Origin of the sequence: Buttiauxella noackiae ATCC 51607, from assembly GCF_001654865.1 — a bacterium.
Taxonomy (GTDB): domain Bacteria; phylum Pseudomonadota; class Gammaproteobacteria; order Enterobacterales; family Enterobacteriaceae; genus Buttiauxella; species Buttiauxella noackiae.
Genome location: NZ_LXEO01000003.1, coordinates 21,964 through 45,823, shown reverse-complemented (window position 1 = coordinate 45,823; position 23,860 = coordinate 21,964). Strand labels below are relative to the sequence as shown.

Genomic DNA, 23,860 nt, shown 5'->3' with positions numbered 1-23,860 from the left:
CCCTGCTTTCCCGGATTGCGTTCGGGAGAGCAGGGATTTGAATCAGCAGATGTTTTCCCGGACAATATGTTTTTTAACGCAACGATTGAGTCCGGGGATAACGACCGCATGAAACACCCTTTGGAAACCCTGATGACGGCTGGCGGTATTTTATTGCTGGCCTTCTTTTCCTGTCTGCTACTCCCCGCCCCTGCGCTGACCATTGAGCTTGCACAAAAACTCATCAAAATGTTCCACCTGCTGGATATGAACCAGCTTTACACCATCATTTTCTGTCTGTGGTTCCTGGCGTTGGGTGCCATTGAATACTTTGTGATTCGTTTTATCTGGAAGCGTTGGTTTTCGATTGACCGGGATGCGTGAGGTTCAGTTTTAGGATGGGAATGCCGTTCTATTTTGGTCACCTGGCGCTGCGCTTAACCGACCTACGAACGGGATTTGGTAGGGTGGATAAGCGGCTAGCGCCATCCACCATTTCTGCCGCCTGGCGCTGCGCTTAACCGAACTACAAACTGCCAACGCACCTGCAGCTTGAAGTACGACGAGTATCTACCCTAAATAATTCGAGTTGCAGGAAGGCGGCAAACGAAGGAATCCCGATGAGCTTACTCAAGTAAGTGATTCGGGTGACTGAGAGCTGCCAACGCACCTGCAGCTTGAAGTATGACGGGTACGAATATCATTGCCGGTGGGCGCCTGATGAATACGCAACCCAAACTCATCGACCACGGCAAATATATGCTCGAAAATGTCTGCCTGAATGGCTTCGTACTCAAGCCAGGCGACCGTATTGGTAAACGCATAAATTTCTATCGGCAATCCTTCAGCCCCTGGCGCTAACTGGCGCACCATAAGCGTCATATCTTTACGAATACGTGGATGGTTTTGCAGATATTCGGTGAGATACACACGAAACGTCCCGACGTTCGTCATACTGCGGGCGTTTAATACCGAAACGCCATCGCTATTATGCGTGCGGTTATATTCTTCAATTTCTTTGCTACGCGAGTCGATATAGGGCTTCAATAATCGCGCATTCATTAAGCGCTGTATTTCATCGGCAGAAAGAAAATGAATACTGGTGGTATCAATATTAATACTGCGTTTAATACGGCGACCACCGGACTGCGACATTCCGCTCCAGTTTTTAAATGCATCAGAGACCAGCGCATAGGTCGGAATGGTGGTGATGGTATTATCCCAGTTACGCACTTTCACAGTTGTTAAGCCAATATCCGTTACCGCACCGTCAGCACCAAACTTAGGCATTTCCAGCCAGTCACCCAGCTTTAACATACGGTTTGCCGAGAGCTGTATACCGGCCACCAGCCCAAGAATCGGGTCTTTAAATACCAACATTAATACCGCGGCCATTGCACCGAGGCCGCTGATAAGAATCGCAGGAGATTGGCCGATAATTCGGGAAATCATCATAATGCCAATAATCAGGGAACTAATAAGCTTCACGCCCTGGAATATTCCTTTCAATGGAATATCCGACGTAATAGTAAATTTCTGTGAGAAATTATAAATAACATCCAGCAAAGAGAATAACGACAGTAAGGAATAGAGCATAATCCATAGCTGTGCGGCGATAATTAATATCTCGCTAACGTCACTACCCTTTTGCAGCCACAGAACCGCCTGAATATTGACGATAACACCTTGCAGTGTTGAAGCAAGCCTGTGAAATAGCTTGTTTTCTGTGATAATTTGCAGCCATAAATGCTGACTGGTCTGTGCTCGCTTCTCAAAAGTACGCAGGACAACCCGGTGTAGAATAAAATGCACGATTAACACAAACACAAAAATTATACCCAGCACCACTAATATCGATGTTGTTGGGTCAAGAACAATGCCAAAAGCACTTAGAAATGAAACCAAATCTTTCATAATAACTCCTTCCTGAACAACGCATATAATGGAGGGAGATGATTCTCAGTGCAACGTTGAGAGCATTTTAATTCACTGAACATTCTTTACAATATTATCATTGCATTTATGAGCAGCAGATAATTCTTATTGGGAATAATGATATAAAAACTGTTTCCACACCCGATCATTTCCAGGCGGCTGGCTATACTCAATTCAATAATTGTCAGAACAGTGAGAGCCCAGCATGCCACTAAGTGATTTTAATCATTCTGACCCCTATACCCTCGGTATTGAGCTGGAATTGCAAATCGTCAATCCGCCAGCCAACGATCTCAGCCAGGACTCATCGCTGCTGATTGACTCTCTGAAAGACGTTGTGACAGAAGGTGAAGTCAAACATGACATCACAGAAAGCATGCTGGAAATCGCCACCGGCGTGTGTGGCGATATCGCGCAGGCTCAGGCCCAACTTTCAAGTTTGCGCCAGCATGTTCTGCAATCAGCAAGCAAACATCATCTGGCAATTTGTGGTGGCGGTACGCATCCGTTTCAAAAATGGCAGCGCCAGGAGGTATGCCAGAGCGAACGCTATAACAAAACCCTCGAGCTATACGGCTATTTAATGAAGCAGGCGACGGTATTTGGCCAGCATGTGCATGTCGGCTGTGAGAACGAAGAGGACGCTATTTATTTGCTGCATGGCCTGTCGCGCTTTGTTCCACACGTCATCGCGCTATCAGCATCATCGCCGTATATTCAGGGTGCAGATACCACCTACGCCTCATCACGTTTGAATATCTTCTCGGCATTCCCCGATAACGGGCCTGCGCCTTTCGTCGGCGACTGGAACGAGTTTAAATGGATGTACCAACGCCTTGAGTCCAGCAGCATCGTTCAATCGATGAAAGACCTGCACTGGGATATTCGCCCAAGCCCAAAATTTGGCACCATTGAAGTGCGCGTAATGGATACGCCGCTGACTATTACGCGGGCAATCCATATCGCCGGATTTATTCAGGCGTTGGCCCACTGGTTGCTGAGCGAACGCCCCTTTGTGCCGCGCTCTGAAGACTACTTACTTTACCGTTTCAATCGCTTTCAGGCCTGCCGCTTTGGGCTCGAAGGGGTGCTCACTGACGTGCGTACTGGCGAACAACGCACAATGGCAGAAGATATTTTGCCATTGCTGGATACTCTTGCGCCTTATGCCGCCCAACTCCGGGCATTATCTGCTTTAGAGGCCATTGAAGGTTATGTGCGTAATAACGACAGTGACACGCGCCGCATTCGGCAGTTTATTGCTGACGGAGGGCTTCTGACCGAATTGATGCGAGAACATTGTGAAATCTGGGCAACTGAGTAAATTTATTTACCGCCTGGTGGCCTGTTGGAACCAGGCCACTACTAATGCTTAAAATATCTATTTTATATTTTAGGTAATATCTCTTTTTAAGGAATATTAACCACAGCTAAATATCGATTAACGCTTAAACCTTAGCGCCTCAACAAATAAAGAAAATGCGGTGGTGTGTTGTTTACGGCTTGGGTAATACAGGTAATAACCGGGGAATGGGGCGCACCATTCTTCGAGTACTGTTACCAGCTCGCCGCGTTCAACGGCTGCAGCTACCGAATCTTCCGGAACATAGGCCAGGCCCAGCCCGACTGTGGCGGCATCAATTCGCTGGCGCAGGCTGTTAAATGTCAGTTGCCCGTCGACGCGCACACGTAATTCCCTACCCTCTTTTTCAAATTCCCAGGCATACAGGCCACCCATAGTTGGCAGGCGCATATTGATGCAATTATGGTTTTGTAATTCTTGCGGGGAGTGCGGCGTGCCTTGCTTTGCGAGGTAATCAGGTGAGCCCACCACCGCCATGCGCATATCCGGGCCAATGCGGACCGCAATCATATCTTTGGCGACTTGCTCACCAAGACGAATTCCGGCATCAAACCGCCCGGCAACAATATCCGTCAGGGTGTTATCAACGGTAATTTCCACTTTTATATCCGGGTAATTTCCGAGAAATGATTTCAGCACCGGCCACAGGACCGAATCCACCGCGTGTTCGCCTGCCGTGATGCGGATATTGCCTGCCGGGTTCTCACGCATTTCAATCAGCGCTTCCAGCTCACCTTCAATTTCTGCGAAAAGAGGCCCAAGGCTTTCCACCAGCTTTTCACCGGCCTGGGTTGGGGCAACGCTGCGTGTTGTGCGCGTCAGTAAGCGTAATTCGAGGCGCTCTTCCAGGCCGCGAATAGCATGGCTCAAAGCCGACTGCGATACGCCTAATTTAGCGGCAGCTTTGGTGAAGCTGCGTTCACGGGCTACCACCAGGAATGAAATCAGGTCGTTAAAGTTCTCTTTTAACATATGCAATTCTGCCGTCGGTGCATTAACAGGTGAACAGTATACGCCGATTCATGAATTCAACTCATAGCTCCTTGCGTATTTACCGGGCTAATCAGCAGTAATAACAGGCGCTAACATAGCTTTCCCGGTCCTCGCAACGAAGCGTGGGGGAATCAAACCAAGGCCAACTTATCTGTCAGTCGCGCTCAGTTACCTATACTTCTGACTGGTGTTATCTCTGTTAACCCCGGCATTGAATGCCGAAGTAGAGGAAAAAATGGAAGAAAAGCTGAAAATCATTAAGGCTGGATCACAGCCATCTCAAACGGGTCCGGAAAGTTACTTCACAGGTAGAGTCCGTATTGATGCACCTTTCCAGACCACGCCCCCTGCTCGTACCGGTGGTGCCACCGTCACCTTTGAACCCGGCGCACGTACCGCCTGGCATACGCATCCACTCGGACAAACTCTGATTATCACCCATGGCCACGGCTGGTTGCAGGAATGGGGTGGTGAAATCCGCGAAATGAATCAAGGCGATATCGTCTGGATACCTGAAGGTGTGAAGCATTGGCATGGCGCGACTCCAGATAACGCAATGACCCATATCGCCATTGCCGAGTCACTCAATGGCAGCCCTGTCGAGTGGCTGGAACACGTCAGCGACGATCAGTACAAAAAAAATACCCTTCATTCTTAAGTTGCCTGGGAGAACAAACATGACGATGAAAGTGCTCGGTTATGCGGCGCAATCCGCTGATGTTCCGCTTGCTCCATTCGAATTTATGCGACGCGCACCGCGTCCTGATGATGTCGTGATCGAAGTGATGTACTGCGGCGTTTGCCACTCAGACCTTCACCAGGCGCGTAATGACTGGGGTTTCAGTCAATATCCGCTGGTGCCGGGCCATGAAGTCGTTGGGCGTGTGGCCTCCGTTGGCAGTGAGGTGACAAAGTTCAAGCCAGGCGATTATGCAGGTATCGGCTGTATGGTGGACTCGTGTCGTATCTGCCATCCGTGTAAAGAGGGCCTTGAGCAGTATTGTGAAGAAGGCAACGTGCAGACCTACAACGGCGTGGATCGCCACGATCATCTGCCAACCTACGGTGGTTACTCACAGGCGATTGTCGCCTCAGAAGATTTTGTGCTGAAAATGCCTGAGGGTATGGATCTCAAAGGCGCGGCCCCATTGCTGTGCGCGGGTATTACCACGTGGTCGCCATTGCGCCACTGGAATGTAGGCGAAGGTAGCAATGTGGCTGTTATCGGGCTGGGTGGCTTAGGCCATATGGCACTGAAACTGGCAAATGCGATGGGGGCGGAAGTCACGCTGTTCACCCGTTCGGCGAGCAAAGAGGAAGATGCTCGCCGTCTGGGGGCACATCACATTGTGCTCTCCACCGATGATGAGCAGATGGCATCGGTAAGAAATCAGTTCGACCTGATTATCGACACCGTGCCTTACGACCACGATATCAACCCGTATATGCCAACGCTGACACTAGATGGCACGCTGGTGTATGTCGGTTTACTGGGCAATATTGAGCCGCCGGTCAGTACCTTGCCGATGATTCTGGGCCGTCGTTCGGTCGCCGGTTCATGTATTGGTGGCATCAAAGAAACCCAGGAAATGCTGGATTTCTGCGGCGAACACGGGATTGTTTCAGATATTGAAATGATCAATATGCCGGATATAAACGCAGCCTATGAGCGGATGCTGAAAAGCGATGTGAAGTACCGTTTCGTAATTGATATGGCAACGCTGAAAGCCTGACTCCTTACACCCTCTCTGTAAAAAGAGAGGGTGTTTCTTCAAACATCACATTTCATATACAATCGCGCAACACTCGCTGTATTTGGTAGAAAGCCCTGTTGCCATCACTCTTCTCCCTTTCACGCCATAAATGGCCTTTTGCTCTCGCTTTACTGGCGATGGCGATGCTTTTTATCGCCCCGGTGATTTCAAAATCACTGGAACAACGGCGTGCGGCGACCAATGGCGAGCACCATGTAATGAGCCATTCAGGCGGCATGATGATGGAGATGGGCAACATGGAAATGCCCACCGCATTCCATTTGATGCCGGGCGCGTCCTTGATGGATGATATCGCCTGTGGGTACTGCCAACTTCTGCTGCATATCCCACTGATCGTCTGGCTATTTATCCCATTTATCTGGCTTGCGTGGCGTATTTCGCGTGCGCCACCTCCTCCGATTATCGCAGCGCTTGTGCCCCAGCATGACGATGCCGAAGCGCTGCCACGCGCGCCTCCTGTCGAACTGTCTCGTTAATACAAACATCATTTAACGTCACAGCTTTACTGGAGATAACCATGTCTGTGAATCAATCTCAGCTCGCCCACCGTGGTGCGCTGCTGACGCTTTTGCGTCGTCTGCATTTCTATATTGGCCTGTTCATCGGCCCGTTTATTTTCATCGCAGCACTTACCGGCACCCTATATGTGCTGACACCACAGCTTGAGAATGCGCTTTATCATGAGGCCTTACGCACGCCAGATACCGGCCAAAACCTGCCATTTTCACAGCAAATAGCGGCTGCTCGCCAATATATTGGCGATGATGCTCGTATAGCGGCCGTGCGACCTGCCCCTTATCCCGGTGACACCACGCGCGTGCAATTTGTGGATCCGGCGCTGGGTGAATCTGAATCTCGTGCCATTTTTGTCTCGCCTGCAACACTTGCCATTCAGGGTGATTTGACGGTGTATGGCACGAGCGGTGTGCTGCCACTGCGTACCTGGATTGATCAATTTCATCGCGCATTGCTACTGGGCGATACCGGAAGAATTTACAGTGAGCTTGCTGCTTCCTGGCTATGGGTTGCAGCACTTGGCGGCGTGGTGTTATGGCTGACCTCTCGGCCCAAAAGAAAGCTTAAAGTGCGGCAAACCCCGCAAAGAAAAGCGCGGCACTGGCACATTACGCTGGGTGTTGCATTGCTGCTTGGCCTGCTGTTTTTCTCAGCCACCGGGCTCACCTGGTCGCAGTGGGCAGGCGGGAATATCGACAAAATGCGCAGCTCGCTCGGCTGGATGACACCACAGGTAAACACTGCGTTAGTGCCACAAACCGGGCATCAGCAACACGACCCTCATGCGGAACACCACGCCATGATGCCGGGCATGGTAATGCCGAAAACAGACGATACCGTCTGGGATCAGGTACTTGTAGCTGCTCGTGGCGCTGGAATTGAATCGAGTAAAATCGAAATTCGCCCAGCCCGCTCGGCTGATAAAGCCTGGACCGTGACCGAAATTGACCGCGCCTGGCCGACGCACGTCGATGCCGCAGCCGTCGATCCAACAAGTTTTAAGGTGGTTGATCGTACCTGGTTTGCTGATTTCCCGCTGGTTGCCAAACTGACGCGCTGGGGAATTGATGCTCATATGGGGGTGCTTTTCGGGCTGGCAAACCAGTTGCTGCTGGCGGCATTTGGCATGGGTCTGTGCGCGATGGTAATTCTCGGTTACCGGATGTGGTGGTTAAAACGCCCAGCGGCTTCTGCGAGCAACCCCGCACAAACGCTAAGTGAAGCGTGGCTTGCGTTGCCCGGTACATGGCGTGCAGGTGTAGTCATTATCGCGTTGATTTTTGGCTACTGCCTGCCGGTAATGGGTGCCAGCCTGTTGCTGTTTATCATTGCTGATATTGGCCGCTGGCGCAAAAACGCGTTGAAATTGCAGACTTCGTAATTCCCTCCCCCTCTCTTTCTGATGAGGGGGAAATCGTATTCCCCAGGATCTTCCCTTCAAATATTGGTCCTACCAATCCTAGAAAAAACGTGACCTCTTTGTGCATAACGGTAAAAAAGCGCAACACCAGCATTGCCATTGGTTAACAACTAATTAACCATTTACACATTACCTACCCCATATCGCCATATTGGTTCTACCAATTAAGCGAAAAATAATAAGCACATCACGTTCTGGAGAGTCCTGCATGCAAGCCTGGCAACAAGTCTATGACCCCGCAGGTAACATATGGCTATCAAGCCTCATCGCCGCTATTCCGATTATTTTCTTCTTCTTCGCACTGATTAAGCTGCGTATGAAGGGCTACACCGCCGCCACCATTACCGTTGTCCTGGCGCTATTAGTCGCGTTACTTTTCTACCGTATGCCGGTTGACCGCGCATTGTCGTCAGTGGTGTACGGCTTCTTCTACGGGCTCTGGCCGATTGCCTGGATTATTATCGCCGCCGTTTTCGTCTATAAAATCTCGGTAAAAACCGGGCAGTTCGACATTATCCGTTCGTCGATTCTGTCCATTACGCCTGACCAGCGCCTGCAAATGCTGATCGTCGGTTTTTCCTTCGGCGCGTTTCTAGAAGGGGCTGCGGGTTTCGGTGCGCCAGTGGCGATTACCGCCGCATTACTGGTTGGTCTAGGCTTTAACCCGCTGTACGCCGCAGGTCTTTGCCTGATTGTGAACACCGCCCCCGTAGCGTTTGGTGCGATGGGGATTCCCATTATTGTCGCCGGCCAGGTCACCGGGCTTGATAGCTTTGAAATCGGCCAAATGGTAGGCCGCCAGTTACCGTTCCTGACCATGATTGTGCTGTTCTGGATTATGGCGATTATGGACGGCTGGCGCGGCATTAAGGAGACGTGGCCTGCAGTTATCGTGGCTGGTGGCTCGTTCGCTATCGCGCAGTACCTCAGCTCAAACTTCTTAGGGCCAGAGCTTCCGGACATTATCTCATCGCTGGTTTCGCTAGTGTGTCTGACCGCATTTCTGCGCGTCTGGAAGCCGGTTCGCATCTTCCGTTTTGGCGATATTGGCGCATCGGTTACCGACCAGACGCTGGCTCGCAAAAACTACACCGCAGGCCAGGTGGTTCGCGCCTGGATGCCGTTTATCTTCCTGACCGCAACCGTCACACTTTGGAGCATTCCACCGTTTAAAGCGCTGTTTGCACCAGGTGGCGCCATGGCTGATTGGGTATTTAACGTCTCGGTGCCATTCCTCGATAAAATGGTCGCCAAAATGCCACCGGTTGTAGCGCAAAGCATGGCCTACGCGGCGGTGTATAAATTTGACTGGTTCTCCGCCACCGGTACCGCGATTCTGGTTGCAGCACTTATTTCCATTGTTTATCTGCGCATGAAACCGAAAGCGGCCATCGAAACCTTCGGTGAAACAATCAGGGAGCTGGCGCTGCCGATTTACTCCATCGGCATGGTGTTGGCATTCGCGTTTATCTCCAACTACTCCGGCCTTTCGGCAACGCTCGCTCTGGCGCTGTCTCACACCGGCCACGCATTTACTTTCTTCTCGCCATTCCTCGGCTGGCTGGGTGTGTTCCTGACGGGTTCAGATACTTCATCAAACGCTCTGTTCGCCGCGTTGCAGGCTACGACCGCACAGCAGATTGGCGTGTCGGACTTGCTGCTGGTAGCCGCCAACACCACTGGTGGCGTTACCGGGAAGATGATTTCACCACAGTCTATCGCCATCGCCTGTGCAGCCGTAGGGCTTGTGGGGAGAGAGTCGGACCTGTTCCGCTTTACCGTTAAACACAGCCTGATTTTCACCTGCATGGTTGGCGTCATTACTACACTACAGGCTTATGTCTTAACCTGGATGATCCCTTAATGACGACGCACCTGCGCCTGGCCGACCATCTGGTCGAGCGCGTAAAAGCACTGATTAGCGAACGTAATCTGGAGGCGGGCATGCGGTTGCCCGCCGAACGCCAGCTTGCAGCTGAAATGGGCGTATCACGCTCATCGATTCGCGAGGCGATTCAAAAGCTGATTAGCGAAGGCATTCTGATTAGCCGTCGCGGCGGCGGCACCTTTGTGCGCTATGAAGTTCAGGCATGGTCTGAACAACGCATCGTACAACCACTAAAAACTCTGGTGGAAGATGACCCGAATTACCGTTACGACATTTTAGAAGCGCGCCACGCGATAGAAGCCAGCACTGCGTGGTACGCAGCTCAGCGTGCCACCCCTGCCGACAAAGAGAAGCTCATTGCCTGCTTTGATGCGACGGTGAAATTTAAAGAGAGCGATGACCCGGATCTGGCAGCCCAGGCCGACGTGCGCTTTCACCTGGCAATTGCCGAAGCCTCGCACAATATCGTGCTGCTCCAGACCATGCGCGGTTTTTTTGACCTGCTGCAATCATCTGTGATGCATAGCCGCCAGCGCATGTACACCGTACCGGCAATTTTTGCCGGGCTTACCGAACAACATAACGAACTGTTGCAGGCCATTCTGGCAGGCGACCCGGAACGTGCGCGCCTTGCCGCAAAAACACACCTTGGGTTTGTCCATACCACGATTAAAACCCTGCATGAAGATGAAGCCCGACAGGCGCGAATCACCCGCCTGCCCGATGAAGATACCGACGTAACAAGGGACGAAAATCCATGATTATTTCAGCTGCATCAGACTACCGCGCCGCGGCAAAACGTATTCTGCCGCCATTCCTGTTCCATTATATTGACGGCGGCGCGTATGCCGAACATACGCTACGTCGCAACGTTGATGACCTGGCACAGGTGGCGTTAAAGCAGCGCGTATTGAAAAACATGTCGGCATTGAGCCTTGAGACCAAACTGTTTAATGAAACCCTATCAATGCCGGTAGCGCTCGCGCCAGTTGGTTTGTGCGGAATGTATGCCCGCCGTGGTGAAGTGCAGGCGGCAAAAGCGGCAGCCGCAAAAGGCATTCCGTTTACACTTTCCACCGTTTCTGTCTGCCCGATTGAAGAGGTGGCACCTGCGATTGACCGGCCAATGTGGTTCCAGCTGTATGTTTTAAAAGACCGTGGTTTTATGCGCAATGCGCTGGAGCGCGCCAAAGCCGCAGGTTGTTCGACGCTGGTGTTTACCGTTGATATGCCGACCCCAGGCGCGCGTTATCGCGATGCGCATTCCGGTATGAGCGGGCAACATGCCGCACTGCGCCGATACTGGCAGGCCGTTACGCATCCGCAATGGGCGTGGGATGTAGGCCTGAACGGTCGCCCGCATGATTTGGGCAATATCTCAACTTATCTGGGCAAACCGACCGGGCTTGAAGATTATATTGGCTGGCTTGCAAATAACTTCGACCCTTCAATTTCCTGGAGTGACCTGGAGTGGATTCGTGAGTTCTGGGATGGCCCGATGATCATCAAGGGCATTCTCGACCCGCAGGATGCCAAAGATGCGGTACGTTTCGGGGCCGATGGGATTGTTGTATCAAACCACGGTGGCCGCCAGCTCGACGGCGTGCTTTCATCGTGCCGCGCCCTGCCGGCCATTGCTGATGCTGTCAAAGGCGATATCGCGATTCTTGCCGATAGCGGTATCCGCAGCGGGCTGGACGTGGTGCGCATGATTGCGCTCGGAGCCGATACTTGCCTGTTAGGCCGCGCTTATCTGTATGCGCTGGCAACCCACGGCCAGGCAGGTGTCACCAACTTGCTGACCTTAATCGAGAAAGAGATGCGTGTAGCGATGACGCTAACTGGTGCTAAATCTATCTCTGAAATCAGCCCTGAATTGCTGGTGCGCGAAGGGCTGAAAGATATTCTTTCCCCACAAGGCATGGCTGTTGGGTTTTAAAGAAACTGATGCTCGCCAGGATGTAAGTGGCGAGCATTTTCACTTAATTCGTCAGCTCCGCAAAACTGATACCAGCAGCATTAATTATTTTTTTAGTGGTGCTGATGGTCGGGTTACCGCGTTCGGAAAGCGTTCTGTAGAGCGTTTCACGGTTCAGTTTGGTTTCGGCGGCAATTTTGCTAAACCCGCCTCGAGCTTCAACGAGACGACGTAATGCGAGCAGGAATAACACCTCACCGTTTTCTTCATCCAGACCCGCAAATGCCCCTTTTATATATTCAACGGCAAAGGCGGGATCATCCTGAAGCATTTCAATAACAGTTTGGTCGAACTCATTAAATTTCATTTTTTAACTCCAGATGTTCTTGCCACCACGCTGCTGCCTGGCGGATATCCGCTTGCTGCTTGCGTTTATCGCCACCGAGCAATAATAGGTAAGTATTCTTGCCTTCATGCGCGTAATAAATCCGGTAACCAGGACCTTCATCAATTCGCATTTCCCATACACCTTGCCTGCAAGACTTATGGTCACCAGGGTTATTGAGCGCTAACTGGTCAATGCGCCGCACAATTTTAAATTTTGCCCGCGCATCCTTTAATGCTCTTAACCACTCGTTAAAAGGGGTCTTACCGTTTTGCAGTTTGAAGTACTTAATAATATTCATCCTTGAAACCCCACAATTGTAGCTTTTATACCACATCAGTCAATGACTTTATTTTGAGCAAAATAATCTCTTGTGGGTGCAGACTATGGCATAGAAAAGAAAATTGGCAGGGTTGTTCTGGAAAGTGTTTCAGCTTTGCGGCATGCCTTCCAGCATGGAAATGAATGGAGCAACGCTGCCGCCGAAATTCATCGGGACAGCGTTTGTAGAACGTTAATTGAGTTTGTAATCGAGGGTAATTTCAGCTTTCATCAATTGTGAAACCGGACAACCGGCTTTGGCTTTCTGAATAATTTTGTCGAACTTCGCGCTATCAGCATTCGGCACTTTTACCGTGCTGGTTAACGCTATTTTGGTGATGGCAAAACCACCATCGGTTTTATCCAGTGAAACATCGGCTACCGTATCAATACTTTCTGCTGTGTAGCCCTCTTCACCAAGCATCAGCGAGAGCGCCATCGAGAAACAGGCAGCGTGCGCAGCACCAATTAACTCTTCTGGATTGGTCCCGGCGGCCCCTTCAAAGCGGGTATTAAAACCATATGGCTGTTCTTTCAATGCCCCGCTCTCTGTAGAAACGGTGCCTTTACCGCGTTTAATATCACCTTCCCAGTGAGCTTGCCCTTTCTTATGAATCGTCATCTTTGTGCTCCTGTTTTATTTATGCAAAGCATAAGTATAGAAGTTGAATGCAGGTCTGCCTGGTAACTAAGAGCAATCCTTAACGCATAAAAATAAATCGAATAAATCCTCACCCTCAACTGTTCACTGCATACCGAACACCACGAGGGCTTTACCATGAACCGTTTCTCTCCCTGGTTGTTACCTGCCGTTGCGAGCAGCTTCTTATTACTTTCAGGCTATGCGCAGGCAATGGGTGGCAGCAATGATGAACCCGTTCCGCCAACCTGCCCGAAAGGGCAAATTTATGACTCAAAAACCAAAACCTGTATGGTCGATAAAAGCGGGATGATTGGCGATGAAGCGCGTACCGATTACGCCTACGCACTGGCAAAAGCAGGCCGTTATCAAGAAGCTCTGGACATGCTCAACACGCTAAAAGATCCCAACACTGCCGAAGCGCTGAACTATCGGGGTTACGCCACTCGCAAGCTTGGCCGCACCGATGAAGGCATCAGCTATTATTTAAAATCTGTGGCGCTTGATCCCAAATATCCAAAGGTTCGTGAATATCTGGGCGAAGCCTACATGATCAAAAATCGTCCTGATTTAGCACGCGAACAGCTAGCGACTATCAAAACGCTGTGCGGTGTCGGTTGCGAAGAATATCGTGACCTTGCGGCAGCCATCGACGGTCATCCGGAATCCTGATATTCGCCTCTGGAGGCAAAAATCAGCAGCGAGACAATACGCAACGAAATTGCCCACTACCTCTCCCGTTTGTGGCGTTACGCCCTGGTGCTTTCACATAAACGGGATGTGGCGGACGATCTCGTTCAGGCTACTTGTGTGCGGGCACTGGAACGCGCTTCGCAATATGTTGCTGGCAGTCGTATGGACCGCTGGCTGTTCTCTATTTTGCATTCGATCTGGATTAACGAAGTTCGGGCCCAGCAGATTCGCCGTGGGCAAGGTTTTGTCGATGTGGATGAGTTGCCCGGAACTGAAAACAGTGATGACCCTATTTGGTCAAACGATGTGATGAAACGCGTTAATCGCCTACCCGAAGCCCAGCGGAATACCGTTTTTTTGGTATATGTGGAAGAGTTGTCATACCAGGAAGCAGCAGTAGTGCTGAATGTGCCTGTTGGAACGGTAATGAGCCGCCTTTCCACGGCGCGTCTCACGCTTGCAAGGGACAGCGCACTCCAGCCAAATTCGCCGCAAATCAAAGGAGAGAAATCATGAGACTTCCCCTCGGTTCGGACGAAATGCTGGTGGCGTATCTGGATAATGAGTTGAGTGAAGAACAGCGCAACGTTCTGGAAAGCAGGCTGCTTGAGGACGACGCTCTGGCTCAGCGTCTGGCGCTACTTGAGCGTAGCAATCTGCCATTTAAAAAGGCTTTTGAACCGCTGCTGCAGATGGCCCCAATTGAACGCTTACAGCAGACCCTTTATCCCAACACTCACCAAACACCTGCAGTATCACGACGCCATCTGATTGCTGCCGCCGTCAGTTTTCTGGCACTTGGCGTAATGGGTGACCGGGTGATTATTTACTTAACACAACCCGAAGATAACTGGCGCGAATTAGTGGCGCAATATATGGCGCTTTATACGCCGGAGACGCTGGCGGAAACGCCATCGAACCAGTCTATGGATGCGCAACTGCGCACAGCTGGCGAGCAGTTAGGCCTTGTTCTTTCCTCTTCGAGTCTGTCCTTACCTGGTGCTGTATTAAAGAACGCGCGAATACTGGCTTATGACGACCAGCAAATTGCGCAAATTACCTGGCTTGATGAAGTACACGGCCCAATGGCGTTATGTATTACAAAAAATACAGGCCGCGGGATGCAAAAAAAGAACGAACAACGGCTCGGCATGAATATTGTTTATTGGGCAAGTGCGAATCATCAGTTTATGGTGATTGGGCATGGTTCTGAGGAACAAGTCAGTCAAGTCGCTGAGCGGTTACAAAGTACAATCCGTGCTTAGTTCATGCAGCAGCTTTGCTTGCCCGCATGCAAAAATTGCAAAGCGCACGCTTAGATCGTCCAGTCTTCGACACGCAGACGCGCCACCATAGTAAACGCACGATCGCTGGTAATAATCGTCGCGTTTCGGCTAAGGGCATGCGCGGCAATTAACTGATCAAGGTGGCCCATGACTTTGCCTTTTTGCTCCATTGCCGCGCGGAGCTGTCCGTAGCTTTTTGCGGCTTCACTATCCCAGGCGTATACGGTGACAGTTTCCAGAAAACCCTGCACAGCAACCGTTAAGGCTTTGCTCTTGCGCTTTGCAACACCATACAACAACTCAGCTTCCGTAATACTCGATATACAGATTTCTAAAGGCCGAATTTGGGCCAGATTTTCCAGCACCTTTGGGTGCTGGCGGAAAAGATAGCTCACCGTGTTAGTGTCGAGCATATACATGGTCAGTCCATCCCTGCGAAAGGATCTCGGTCTGCAGTACCCTGGTTACGCTCTTGCTCATCAAGGAAGTTACTCGGCACTTTTGCTTTTTTCAATAAAGCAAAAACGTTGTCCCATCCTTCTGGTTTAGCTGGTTTTTTTGAAAGAATCACGTTTCCCTCCTTGTCTTTGCGGATATACACCCTGTCGGTATCGAACTCAAACTCCACCGGTAACCTCACCGCCTGATTTCTGCCGTTTTTAAAAAGCTTTGCGACGCGTTCCATAGGATCTCCTGACACCAATTGGCCTATGCCATAGCATATGCCAATGGAGCGCATCAAACAAGCTCACTTCTTGTACACTTAACTTCTGTGCCGGCAAATCTATCCTGGATTGGTGAAGATAGGTTGGCTTTATTTCAATCAATAAATGGTTTTGCGAGAAGCTTTCAGGATTATGAAAAAAACGATGGGATATTGCAGTGAATAATGAGGCTGATGACAAATCTTTCCTTGGGTTGGATTAGCGAAGCAACATCCGAAACCATCGGCGTAAACGGTGGATGTCGCTTGCGCTAATCCACCTTACGCAATCTTTTTACTGAACTAAAGCAGTCAGCTTGCCAAATACACCTGCGCCATCGGCATCACGCCTGATTTGCACCACATCTTCAAGCTTGTCGATCTGGCTAATCATTTGCTCAAGGCGCTGGTCGTCTGCTACTTGTAGCCAGATTCGGCTCTGATCGCCCTGCGGTAGCGGAAGGCAGAGAATGCCTTCAACGTTAAACGCACGGCGGGCAAACAGGCCGCAAATGTGAGACATCACGCCCGGATGGTTACGCACCGTAAGTTCCAGAATAACGGTTAGTTGTTGCATGACTTACTCTCCAATCATCTCAATGTTGGCAGCGCCTGGCGGCACCATCGGGAATACTTTTTCACTGGCATCAATTCGCACATGAATCAGGCATGGGCCTGGTTGTGAAATCGCCTCTTGCAGCGCCTGTTGCGGGTTTTCGGCGGCGTTCAAATCGCACGTTGCGAGACCAAAGCCTTCGGCAATTTTCAGGAAGTTTGTCTGCCCTGAATAGGTCGCGGCAAAGACATTTTGTTGGTAGAACAGCGTTTGTTGTTGATGTACCAGCCCCAATGCCTGGTTATTCAGCAGGATGATTTTCACATCCAGATTGTGCTCGGCGGCAGTCGCCATCTCCTGAATATTCATCAAGATGCTGCCGTCGCCAGTGAAACACAGCACTTTACGCGCGGGTTCGGCTAATGCCGCACCGACTGCCGCTGGCAGGCCAAAGCCCATCGTTCCCAGCCCGCCGGATGTCAGCCACTGGCGTGGGCGATTTAGCGGATACGCTTGCGCCACCCACATTTGATGCTGTCCAACGTCGGTGGTGATAATTGCTTCATCATCCACGCATGATGCTGCTGCACTAATCAGGCCGTACGGCGTTAATGGGTCGTCTGCACCGGGCATATTGAACGGGAACTCTTGCTGCAAACCGGCCACTTGTTGCAACCACGCCTGGCGCGGTTGGGCGTCAATTTTTGGCAGTAATTGTTCCAGTACTTCACCCACATCACCGCGAATCGCAACATGCGCCTGTTTGATTTTCCCCAGTTCCGCACGATCGATATCTACGTGAATGATTTTCGCATTCGGGCAAAACTCTTCGGTTTTGCCAATCGCACGGTCATCAAAACGCGCACCCAGCACAATCAACAGATCCGCTTCTTGCAAAATGTAGTTAGTGCTACGCGCACCGTGCATCCCAAGCATACCCAGCGATAACGGGTGTTTCGCTGGAACGGTGCCAAGCGCCATTAACGTCATGGTGGTTGGCAGGTTCGCTTTTTCAGCCAAAATACGAGCGTTGGCGTGAGCATTGATAACCCCGCCGCCGAGGTACAGCACCGGGCGCTGCGCCTGGTTAATCATCGCAGCGGCATCAGCAATTTGTTGCGCTTCAAACTGTGGCGCGGCGGTATGTGCAGAAACGGCTGGCAGTTCGCTGATGTCGATTTCAGCGGTTTGTACATCTTTCGGAATATCAATCCACACCGGACCTGGACGACCAGATTCAGCAATGCGGAACGCGTCGCAAATGACCTGCGGCAGTTCTGAAATATCGCGTACCAGATAGTTGTGTTTGGTGATGGGAATGGAGATGCCGTAGGTGTCGACTTCCTGGAATGCGTCGGTGCCAATCATCGATTTCGGCACCTGGCCGGTGATACACACCAGTGGGATGGAATCGAGGCGCGCATCGGCAATCGCAGTCACAAGGTTGGTCGCGCCAGGCCCGCTACAGGCGATACATACCGCAGCTTTGCCCTGCGTGCGTGCCATGCCCTGGGCCATAAATCCCGCGCCTTGTTCGTGGCGCGCCAGAATGTGGCGGATCTTTTGGCTTTTACTCAGCGCGTTGTAGAGCGGCAGTACGGTGCCACCGGGAATACCGCTAACGGTGGTGATGCCATGATGTTCAAGCATTTGCACAATTAATTGTGCGCCCGTAATACGGTTTGCTTGAGGTGGGTTTTCCGAAATTGCCATTGCTCCAGTCCTTCTTCTTATGCCGTTTCGCTTTTGGCCGGGGGACTAAAACAAGAAACCCCGCCCGGTTTGCGCCGGCGGGGTTTTGGAATCGATGCGTTGATTCAGACCCTACGGCGCATTGCCGACGACCACCACCACACGCACGACGACCACCGCGGCTGGTAGCGCGGTTAGTAGTAGGCCTGAATTGCGGGTGAATGTAGTCATTTGGGTCCTGAATGTGTTGTGTGTTTTTAACAGCGAATTTCATACAAACATACTGCTTCGTTTCGCACAACAGCTTTATTCGCCAGGGATGAAAATCGTGCGAGAGATCACATTCCTGTTTCAGCGTTTAAATGCTTGTTGCAGCAAATTCCCGACGCAGCTCGTCAATCGGCAAGTAACGGCCAATCACAACTAAACGCGAAACGCGTGATTCAGATGGGTGCCACGTCGAGCCATAATCAAAGCCCACGACTTTATGCACGCCTTGTACGATAAGGCGTTGCGGGTGATCGGCAATCGCCAACACGCCTTTATAGCGCAGCATGTCATTGCCATAACGCGCGATGCAACTTTCCATAAACGCGCCTATTTTTTTCACATCCAACATGCCGGCATCAAAAATATGCGCCTGAATAGCATCATCCCAGGAGCGTTTAGCTGGCGTTTTACGGAACGGCTGGAAACGATCGGGGTGGCTTGCATCAGCACGAATAACATGGAACCCTGCGGCCATATCGATATTATCGGTGAGTTCAAAAGCGTTAAGATCAAGCCATAACTCTTCCGGGCATTCGCCGTTTACGATCTCAAACAGATCCGCTTTTCTATTGATCCGATTAATTCGATTCAGTGCCTGCTGTTTTGTTTCATCGTCAACACGATCCGCTTTGGTGAGCAATATACGATCGGCAAAGCCAAGCTGTGACGCCGCAACGGCATGTTCATCAAGCTGGCGGGAAATATGTTCCGCATCGGCAAGCGCGATAACCGCATCCAGGCGTAACGCGTCACGCAGGTGTTCATCGACAAAGAATGTCTGGACGATAGAGGCCGGGTCAGCAAGGCCCGTGGTTTCAACAATCAGACGATCAAATTTCAACTTTCCGGCCGCACGTTTTTCCAGCATTTCTCTTAATGCCGCGGTGAACTCCCCACGCACGCTGCAACAGACGCAGCCATTACTGAGTTCAACAACGTTGACGTTTTCACCGCCTCTAAGCAATGCGCCATCAATGTTTACTGCACCAAATTCATTTTCAAGAATGGCAACGGGCGCGTTATCGTTCTGGGCGAGAAAGTAGTTAAGAAGCGTGGTTTTCCCGGAGCCGAGAAAACCCGTTAATAGAGTGACAGATACCGCTTGATTCATGTCAAATTCCTTCGATTAGCAGCAGCGAGCGCCGCCTTTTCCGCCGTAGCGCGCATCCTGACGTTCACGGAAAAACTCTTCGTAAGTCATCGGCGTCTGCTCTGGGTGAGTCAGACGAATGTGTTGTACATAGTTGTCGTAATCAGGGACGCCAACCATCAATTTAGCGGCCTGGCCGAGATATTTCCCGGCTTTAGCGAGAGTGTCGAACATAGTTGCTCCTGGCGTAAAATCCATCTCCCCTTATGGGGAGATGGATGAATGGCTTAGTGCGCACTTTTCGCCTGCGCAACAATCTGCTCAACGTCTTCAGGCATTTTCTGGTAAGGCGTTTCCTTCGCCGTTGGCGTGTCCGATCTCAGCGCCTGACGCGCAGTTTTAATCGCGAACAGACCAATCACCACCACAACCACCATAAAGAAGATAGTCAGACCGGCATCCAGACGGTTATTAAACACCAGTTGCGAAAGCTGCGACTGGGTGTATTGCGCTGGAATATTGCCGCTGTCGATCATCGCCTGGAACTTGTTAGCGATAGCCAGGAAACCCACTTTCGGGTTGTCGCTGAACGCTTTTTGCCAGCCAGCAGTCAGGGTACAAATCAACAGCCAGGCGGTTGGCACCAGTGCAACCCAGGCGTATTTCTGTTTCTTCATCTTAAACAGCACTACCGCGCACAGCATCAATGCCATGCCTGCCAGCATCTGGTTGGCGATACCAAACAGAGGCCACAAGGTGTTAATACCACCGAGTGGATCAACAACGCCCTGATGCAGGAAGTAACCCCACGCCAGTACGCAAAGCGCCGTCGCCAGTAAGTTCGCAGGCAACGAGTCAGTACGCTTGAGGCTCGGGGAAATTACGCCTAACAAGTCTTGCAACATAAAGCGTGCCGCACGTGTACCGGCATCAACCGCCGTCAAAATGAACAGTGCTTCAAACAGAATGGCAAAGTGATACCAGAACGACACATCCATCAGGCCACCCAGCGCACCGTGCAGAATGTACGCCATACCAACCGCAAGCGTAGGTGCGCCACCAGCACGGGAAATGATGCTTTGCTCGCCCACTTCATTTGCAATGTTGGTTAAGGTTTCCGGAGTGATATGGAAGCCCCAACTACTGACCACGCTTGCCGCCGATACCACAATATCAGTCGTGCCAGCCGGAGCCAGAACCGCCATCGGGCTGTTCATTGCGAAGTAGACGCCAGGGTCGATAACACAGGCCGCAACCAGCGCCATAATCGCGACAAACGATTCCATCAACATGCCGCCGTAACCGATAAAGCAAGCCTGGTTTTCGTTAGCCAGCATTTTCGGCGTGGTGCCAGAAGCAATCAGCGCGTGGAAGCCAGAAACCGCGCCGCACGCAATGGTGATAAACAAGAACGGGAACAGGTCGCCGGTCCAGACCGGGCCAGTACCATCAATGAATTTGGTCAGCGAAGGCATTTGCAGCGTTGGGCGCATAATTAAAATGCCAATTGCCAGCCCAATAATGGTGCCTATTTTCAGGAAGGTGGAGAGGTAATCACGCGGAGCCAGCAGCAGCCAGACTGGCAGTACTGCGGCGACAAAACCATAACCCACCAGCATCCATGTCAGTTGCACACCAGTAAAGTCAAAGTACGGTGCCCAGGTTGGGCTTTCGGCGACCCAGCCACCTGAAATAATGGCAAATATCAGCATAACCAGACCGATGACCGACACCTCACCAATGCGGCCCGGGCGCAGGTAGCGGATATAGACCCCCATAAACAGCGCCAGCGGAATGGTGAACGCCACGGTGTAGGTTCCCCACGGACTGTGAGTCAGCGCTTTCACCACAATCATCGCCAGCACCGCGAGGATGATCACCATGATCATAAAACAGGCCACCAGCGCGATAACGCCCGCCGTATTGCCCATCTCCTCTTTCACCAGTTCGCCCAATGAACGTCCGTCACGTCGGGTTGAGACAAACAGCACCATAAAATCCTGTACGGCACCGGCCAACACCACCCCCGCCAGCAGCCAGAGCATACCAGGTAAGTAGCCCATTTGCGCGGCAAGCACCGGGCCGACAAGCGGCCCCGCACCGGCAATCGCAGCAAAATGGTGACCGAACAACACTTTCTTGTCGGTAGGTACGTAATCAAGCCCGTCGTTATGGCGCACGGCTGGCGTCATACGAGTGGCATCAACAGTTAAGACCCGTTTAGCAATAAACAGGCCGTAGTAACGGTAAGCGATGAGGTAAACGCAGATTGCAGCAACCACAATCCACAATGCGTTTATCTGTTCGCCACGATTGAGTGCGATATAGCCGAGCGCGAATGCACCTATCAGTGCAAGCACAGCCCATATGAGGTGTTTCCCTGGATTATTCATATTGTTTTCCATGTGTAGAGCCAGAGGTAGAGGCAGACGGTATTACCGTTTTGTTCTAGAACAAGCGCGTGGATTTAACAACATTGAAACATTGGAATACAGTGGTTTGACCAGGTCTTTACATCAGCTTGTTAAGGAGATCACGATGCGGGGATGGTTATGCCATTACTTGATAGGTGATAGTTCCGTTCACCGAGCGTTTAGTGATCCCTGTACTTACTGCATCGGTGAACGGACCAAGGGTGCTACCGCAGCACCCTTGGTAATCCCGGCTCCCGGCGTTTAAATCGCCGCTGCGCGGTAAACCTCCGTTTTTCCTTTCAGTCCCAGGGTCGGTTGTGACGCGCTCCCGGCGATCACAACCTCTCGCCGTTCCCGACGGCTCGACCCGGCCTTACAGTCAAAACGGAGGCGATTTATGCCGGACTCAAAGGTCAACGTCAAAAGCTAAGGTCAAAAGCCAAACCGGTTTTGACCTTGTTCCCGGTATAAATTGCCCCGGCGTTACCCATAAGTCAGGGTTGAGCTGCCGTCCGCCGTGAAAGAGAGCGATCGCCGGACAAAAATGTCTGGAACATTTTTGAACAATGCTTGCGTTGGCCACGAAGTGGTTCGTCACAGGGATGTGACGAATCAGCGAGTCGCGAACGACCCTGAACGTTGGGGATAAGCTGGGGTTTACCGCGCAGCGGCAATTTAATGACCGGGCGACGGGGTCGCCAGGGGGATGTCGTTATCCCCCTGGCACGTTCACCGTTAGCCATCATTAACAGAGATAACCGGCTGTACGGGTGAACGAAACAATCACCATCCTTACAAAGGATACGACTGAATTAGCCATATCCTTACAAAGGATACGGCTGAATCAGCCATAAACTTTTACCCTATCGTCGCCGTCGTCAAACGACTAGTGCAACATCGCTTACCACGAGCATCAAAAATAGCAATTTCCCACACTTGGGAAGAGCGCCCTAAATGCAGCGGTTTGCATACGCCACGCACCGTTCCCGATGCCACAGCCCGGTGGTGGCTGGCGTTAATTTCAGTCCCAACCACGCACTGCCCTTCACTCGTCGTCAAAAAACCGGCCATCGACCCCAGTGTTTCAGCCAGCACCACTGACGCACCGCCATGCAGCAAACCAAATGGCTGTTGAGTACGGTTATCGACGGGCATTTCCGCTTCCAGGCTTTCGTCGTCCATGCGCGTGTAGACAATACCGAGATGCTCAACCATCGTCCCGACGCTGGTTTTATTTAGCGCCTCAAGCGTAAGTTCCCTTTTCCAGATACTCATTCAGGCTCCAAGCGTTGCGCCACCATCAATCACAATATCCTGCAAAGTGATGTGGCTGGCGTGTTGTGAGGCGAGGAACAAAATCGTGCTGGCGATCTCCTGCGGGCGGGCAATTTTGCCCAGCGGAATGCCCAGTTTGAACTGGTCCGGGAACCCCTTAATACGCTGTTGTTCAGCGTCTGGCGTTTTCCACAACGTGCGTTGCATATCGGTGTCCGTCGAACCCGGCGATACCACATTGCAGCGCACGCCAAATGGTGCCAGCTCCAGGCCAACGGTTAACGCCAGGCTTTTCAGTGCCGCTTTTGACGCGCCATAGGCCGACATACCGGTGCGTGGCGTGTGCGCAGCATCGGATGCAACGGTCACTATCGCCCCGCTGCGCTGTTCACGCATGCGCGGCATCACGGCGCGGAAGAGATTGAACGCGCCGCCGACGTTGACCGCAAAGGTGTCCTGCCAGTCTTGCAGCGCCAGGGCATCCGTCGCGCCCATGCGCAAAATTCCCGCCGCATTCACCAGCACATCAAGATGCCGTTCGTCGCTGAGTATTCGTTGAGTCACGCTGCCAACCTGGTCGGCATCCGCCACGTTTAACACTTGGGTGGCGAACGGATAAACATCCAACGGGAACGCCAGATCAAAACCGATAACCGTAGCACCGGCTTCGCTAAACGCACACGCAGTGTGATAGCCGATGCCTTTGCCTGCCCCCGTCACCCAAACTTGCCTGCCGCTAAAGTCGATG

At 51.6% G+C, this 23,860-nt stretch carries 26 protein-coding genes and 1 pseudogene; 12 read left to right on the top strand and 15 right to left on the bottom strand.

Annotated features, from left to right (window positions below):
* Positions 1–108: 108 nt before the first annotated feature.
* Positions 109–363, top strand: a complete 255-nt coding sequence (locus M979_RS01280) for a DUF1158 domain-containing protein (protein ID WP_064553269.1) — start codon at positions 109–111, stop codon at positions 361–363.
* Between the two features lie 246 nt (positions 364–609).
* Here M979_RS01280 and M979_RS01275 read toward each other — a convergent pair whose 3' ends face one another.
* A complete protein-coding gene (locus M979_RS01275) occupies positions 610–1,893 on the bottom strand; it encodes a mechanosensitive ion channel family protein (RefSeq protein WP_064553230.1) in 1,284 nt (427 codons plus the stop codon).
* Positions 1,894–2,119: 226 nt separating this feature from the next.
* Here M979_RS01275 and M979_RS01270 point away from each other — a divergent pair, with 226 nt between their 5' ends.
* Positions 2,120–3,238 carry a YbdK family carboxylate-amine ligase gene (locus tag M979_RS01270; protein WP_064553228.1) on the top strand — a complete coding sequence of 373 codons (1,119 nt, stop codon included), beginning with the start codon at positions 2,120–2,122 and terminating at the stop codon, positions 3,236–3,238.
* 117 nt (positions 3,239–3,355) lie between these two features.
* Here M979_RS01270 and M979_RS01265 read toward each other — a convergent pair whose 3' ends face one another.
* Complete coding sequence (locus M979_RS01265; RefSeq protein WP_064553226.1) at positions 3,356–4,249, bottom strand: LysR family transcriptional regulator; 894 nt, start codon at positions 4,247–4,249, stop codon at positions 3,356–3,358.
* A gap of 256 nt (positions 4,250–4,505) precedes the next feature.
* On the opposite strand from M979_RS01265, the gene M979_RS01260 reads away from it, so the two are divergent.
* From M979_RS01260 to lldD, 7 genes and pseudogenes are all read left to right on the top strand, one after another.
* Positions 4,506–4,928, top strand: coding sequence for a (R)-mandelonitrile lyase (locus M979_RS01260; RefSeq protein WP_034456853.1), 423 nt, complete (start codon positions 4,506–4,508; stop codon positions 4,926–4,928).
* 19 nt (positions 4,929–4,947) lie between these two features.
* Positions 4,948–6,003 carry an NAD(P)-dependent alcohol dehydrogenase gene (locus M979_RS01255; protein WP_034456855.1) on the top strand — a complete coding sequence of 352 codons (1,056 nt, stop codon included), beginning with the start codon at positions 4,948–4,950 and terminating at the stop codon, positions 6,001–6,003.
* Between the two features lie 98 nt (positions 6,004–6,101).
* Complete coding sequence (locus M979_RS01250) at positions 6,102–6,521, top strand: DUF2946 domain-containing protein (RefSeq protein ID WP_157093189.1); 420 nt, start codon at positions 6,102–6,104, stop codon at positions 6,519–6,521.
* 41 nt (positions 6,522–6,562) lie between these two features.
* Positions 6,563–7,915: pseudogene (locus M979_RS01245) on the top strand (PepSY-associated TM helix domain-containing protein); the annotation flags it as partial.
* 274 nt (positions 7,916–8,189) lie between these two features.
* Complete coding sequence (gene lldP, locus M979_RS01240) at positions 8,190–9,845, top strand: L-lactate permease (protein WP_034456859.1); 1,656 nt, start codon at positions 8,190–8,192, stop codon at positions 9,843–9,845.
* Positions 9,845–10,630 (top strand): transcriptional regulator LldR, encoded by a 786-nt coding sequence (lldR, locus tag M979_RS01235; protein ID WP_064516858.1) that lies wholly within the window; start codon positions 9,845–9,847, stop codon positions 10,628–10,630. Before lldP ends, lldR begins: the two co-directional genes overlap by 1 nt.
* Entirely contained in the window at positions 10,627–11,808 is a 1,182-nt protein-coding gene (gene lldD / locus M979_RS01230; protein ID WP_034456861.1) for an FMN-dependent L-lactate dehydrogenase LldD, read from the top strand. The genes lldR and lldD overlap by 4 nt, the downstream gene beginning before the upstream one ends.
* Before the next feature lie 43 nt (positions 11,809–11,851).
* Here lldD and M979_RS01225 read toward each other — a convergent pair whose 3' ends face one another.
* From M979_RS01225 to M979_RS01215, 3 genes are all read right to left on the bottom strand, one after another.
* Positions 11,852–12,154 (bottom strand): helix-turn-helix domain-containing transcriptional regulator, encoded by a 303-nt coding sequence (locus tag M979_RS01225; protein ID WP_064553220.1) that lies wholly within the window; start codon positions 12,152–12,154, stop codon positions 11,852–11,854.
* A complete protein-coding gene (locus tag M979_RS01220; protein WP_034456863.1) occupies positions 12,144–12,473 on the bottom strand; it encodes a type II toxin-antitoxin system RelE/ParE family toxin in 330 nt (109 codons plus the stop codon). Before M979_RS01220 ends, M979_RS01225 begins: the two co-directional genes overlap by 11 nt.
* Positions 12,474–12,686: 213 nt before the next feature.
* Positions 12,687–13,115 (bottom strand): OsmC family protein, encoded by a 429-nt coding sequence (locus M979_RS01215; RefSeq protein WP_034456864.1) that lies wholly within the window; start codon positions 13,113–13,115, stop codon positions 12,687–12,689.
* A 156-nt stretch (positions 13,116–13,271) separates the two neighbouring features.
* Here M979_RS01215 and M979_RS01210 point away from each other — a divergent pair, with 156 nt between their 5' ends.
* The 3 genes from M979_RS01210 (at position 13,272) to M979_RS01200 (ending at position 15,091) form a co-directional block, all read left to right on the top strand.
* On the top strand, positions 13,272–13,805 hold the full coding sequence (locus M979_RS01210; RefSeq protein WP_034456865.1) for a tetratricopeptide repeat protein: 534 nt from the start codon (positions 13,272–13,274) through the stop codon (positions 13,803–13,805).
* Positions 13,806–13,892: 87 nt separating this feature from the next.
* Positions 13,893–14,342, top strand: coding sequence for an RNA polymerase sigma factor (locus M979_RS01205; RefSeq protein ID WP_232864287.1), 450 nt, complete (start codon positions 13,893–13,895; stop codon positions 14,340–14,342).
* Complete coding sequence (locus M979_RS01200; protein ID WP_064553218.1) at positions 14,339–15,091, top strand: anti-sigma factor family protein; 753 nt, start codon at positions 14,339–14,341, stop codon at positions 15,089–15,091. Before M979_RS01205 ends, M979_RS01200 begins: the two co-directional genes overlap by 4 nt.
* 50 nt (positions 15,092–15,141) lie before the next feature.
* On the opposite strand, the gene M979_RS01195 is transcribed toward M979_RS01200, so the two are convergent.
* The 10 genes from M979_RS01195 to dhbA all read right to left on the bottom strand — a co-directional run bounded on the left by M979_RS01195 (position 15,142) and on the right by dhbA (position 23,859).
* Positions 15,142–15,531 (bottom strand): type II toxin-antitoxin system VapC family toxin, encoded by a 390-nt coding sequence (locus M979_RS01195; RefSeq protein WP_064553216.1) that lies wholly within the window; start codon positions 15,529–15,531, stop codon positions 15,142–15,144.
* Between the two features lie 2 nt (positions 15,532–15,533).
* Complete coding sequence (locus M979_RS01190) at positions 15,534–15,797, bottom strand: antitoxin (protein ID WP_064553214.1); 264 nt, start codon at positions 15,795–15,797, stop codon at positions 15,534–15,536.
* 313 nt (positions 15,798–16,110) lie between these two features.
* Entirely contained in the window at positions 16,111–16,392 is a 282-nt protein-coding gene (ilvN, locus tag M979_RS01185; RefSeq protein WP_034456867.1) for an acetolactate synthase small subunit, read from the bottom strand.
* A gap of 3 nt (positions 16,393–16,395) precedes the next feature.
* Positions 16,396–18,084 carry an acetolactate synthase large subunit gene (ilvB, locus tag M979_RS01180; protein WP_064553212.1) on the bottom strand — a complete coding sequence of 563 codons (1,689 nt, stop codon included), beginning with the start codon at positions 18,082–18,084 and terminating at the stop codon, positions 16,396–16,398.
* 111 nt (positions 18,085–18,195) lie between these two features.
* Positions 18,196–18,294 (bottom strand): ilvB operon leader peptide IvbL, encoded by a 99-nt coding sequence (ivbL, locus tag M979_RS23205; protein ID WP_074388616.1) that lies wholly within the window; start codon positions 18,292–18,294, stop codon positions 18,196–18,198.
* Between the two features lie 127 nt (positions 18,295–18,421).
* Positions 18,422–19,444, bottom strand: a complete 1,023-nt coding sequence (locus M979_RS01175; RefSeq protein ID WP_064553211.1) for a CobW family GTP-binding protein — start codon at positions 19,442–19,444, stop codon at positions 18,422–18,424.
* Between the two features lie 15 nt (positions 19,445–19,459).
* Entirely contained in the window at positions 19,460–19,657 is a 198-nt protein-coding gene (locus tag M979_RS01170; RefSeq protein ID WP_034456870.1) for a YbdD/YjiX family protein, read from the bottom strand.
* A 53-nt stretch (positions 19,658–19,710) separates the two neighbouring features.
* Positions 19,711–21,816, bottom strand: a complete 2,106-nt coding sequence (gene cstA / locus M979_RS01165; protein ID WP_064553209.1) for a pyruvate/proton symporter CstA — start codon at positions 21,814–21,816, stop codon at positions 19,711–19,713.
* 879 nt (positions 21,817–22,695) lie between these two features.
* Positions 22,696–23,112 (bottom strand): proofreading thioesterase EntH, encoded by a 417-nt coding sequence (gene entH / locus M979_RS01160; RefSeq protein ID WP_064553207.1) that lies wholly within the window; start codon positions 23,110–23,112, stop codon positions 22,696–22,698.
* A complete protein-coding gene (gene dhbA / locus M979_RS01155) occupies positions 23,113–23,859 on the bottom strand; it encodes a 2,3-dihydro-2,3-dihydroxybenzoate dehydrogenase (protein WP_425338122.1) in 747 nt (248 codons plus the stop codon).
* Position 23,860: the final 1 nt, after the last annotated feature.

Coding starts and splice junctions, on each gene's coding strand:
- M979_RS01280 (WP_064553269.1), top strand. CDS start 109: ATGAAACACCCTTTGGAAACCCTGATGACGGCTGGCGGTATTTTATTG.
- M979_RS01275 (WP_064553230.1), bottom strand. CDS start 1,893: ATGAAAGATTTGGTTTCATTTCTAAGTGCTTTTGGCATTGTTCTTGAC.
- M979_RS01270 (WP_064553228.1), top strand. CDS start 2,120: ATGCCACTAAGTGATTTTAATCATTCTGACCCCTATACCCTCGGTATT.
- M979_RS01265 (WP_064553226.1), bottom strand. CDS start 4,249: ATGTTAAAAGAGAACTTTAACGACCTGATTTCATTCCTGGTGGTAGCC.
- M979_RS01260 (WP_034456853.1), top strand. CDS start 4,506: ATGGAAGAAAAGCTGAAAATCATTAAGGCTGGATCACAGCCATCTCAA.
- M979_RS01255 (WP_034456855.1), top strand. CDS start 4,948: ATGACGATGAAAGTGCTCGGTTATGCGGCGCAATCCGCTGATGTTCCG.
- lldP (WP_034456859.1), top strand. CDS start 8,190: ATGCAAGCCTGGCAACAAGTCTATGACCCCGCAGGTAACATATGGCTA.
- lldR (WP_064516858.1), top strand. CDS start 9,845: ATGACGACGCACCTGCGCCTGGCCGACCATCTGGTCGAGCGCGTAAAA.
- lldD (WP_034456861.1), top strand. CDS start 10,627: ATGATTATTTCAGCTGCATCAGACTACCGCGCCGCGGCAAAACGTATT.
- M979_RS01225 (WP_064553220.1), bottom strand. CDS start 12,154: ATGAAATTTAATGAGTTCGACCAAACTGTTATTGAAATGCTTCAGGAT.
- M979_RS01220 (WP_034456863.1), bottom strand. CDS start 12,473: ATGAATATTATTAAGTACTTCAAACTGCAAAACGGTAAGACCCCTTTT.
- M979_RS01215 (WP_034456864.1), bottom strand. CDS start 13,115: ATGACGATTCATAAGAAAGGGCAAGCTCACTGGGAAGGTGATATTAAA.
- M979_RS01210 (WP_034456865.1), top strand. CDS start 13,272: ATGAACCGTTTCTCTCCCTGGTTGTTACCTGCCGTTGCGAGCAGCTTC.
- M979_RS01200 (WP_064553218.1), top strand. CDS start 14,339: ATGAGACTTCCCCTCGGTTCGGACGAAATGCTGGTGGCGTATCTGGAT.
- M979_RS01195 (WP_064553216.1), bottom strand. CDS start 15,531: ATGTATATGCTCGACACTAACACGGTGAGCTATCTTTTCCGCCAGCAC.
- M979_RS01190 (WP_064553214.1), bottom strand. CDS start 15,797: ATGGAACGCGTCGCAAAGCTTTTTAAAAACGGCAGAAATCAGGCGGTG.
- ilvN (WP_034456867.1), bottom strand. CDS start 16,392: ATGCAACAACTAACCGTTATTCTGGAACTTACGGTGCGTAACCATCCG.
- ilvB (WP_064553212.1), bottom strand. CDS start 18,084: ATGGCAATTTCGGAAAACCCACCTCAAGCAAACCGTATTACGGGCGCA.
- ivbL (WP_074388616.1), bottom strand. CDS start 18,294: ATGACTACATTCACCCGCAATTCAGGCCTACTACTAACCGCGCTACCA.
- M979_RS01175 (WP_064553211.1), bottom strand. CDS start 19,444: ATGAATCAAGCGGTATCTGTCACTCTATTAACGGGTTTTCTCGGCTCC.
- M979_RS01170 (WP_034456870.1), bottom strand. CDS start 19,657: ATGTTCGACACTCTCGCTAAAGCCGGGAAATATCTCGGCCAGGCCGCT.
- cstA (WP_064553209.1), bottom strand. CDS start 21,816: ATGAATAATCCAGGGAAACACCTCATATGGGCTGTGCTTGCACTGATA.
- entH (WP_064553207.1), bottom strand. CDS start 23,112: ATGAGTATCTGGAAAAGGGAACTTACGCTTGAGGCGCTAAATAAAACC.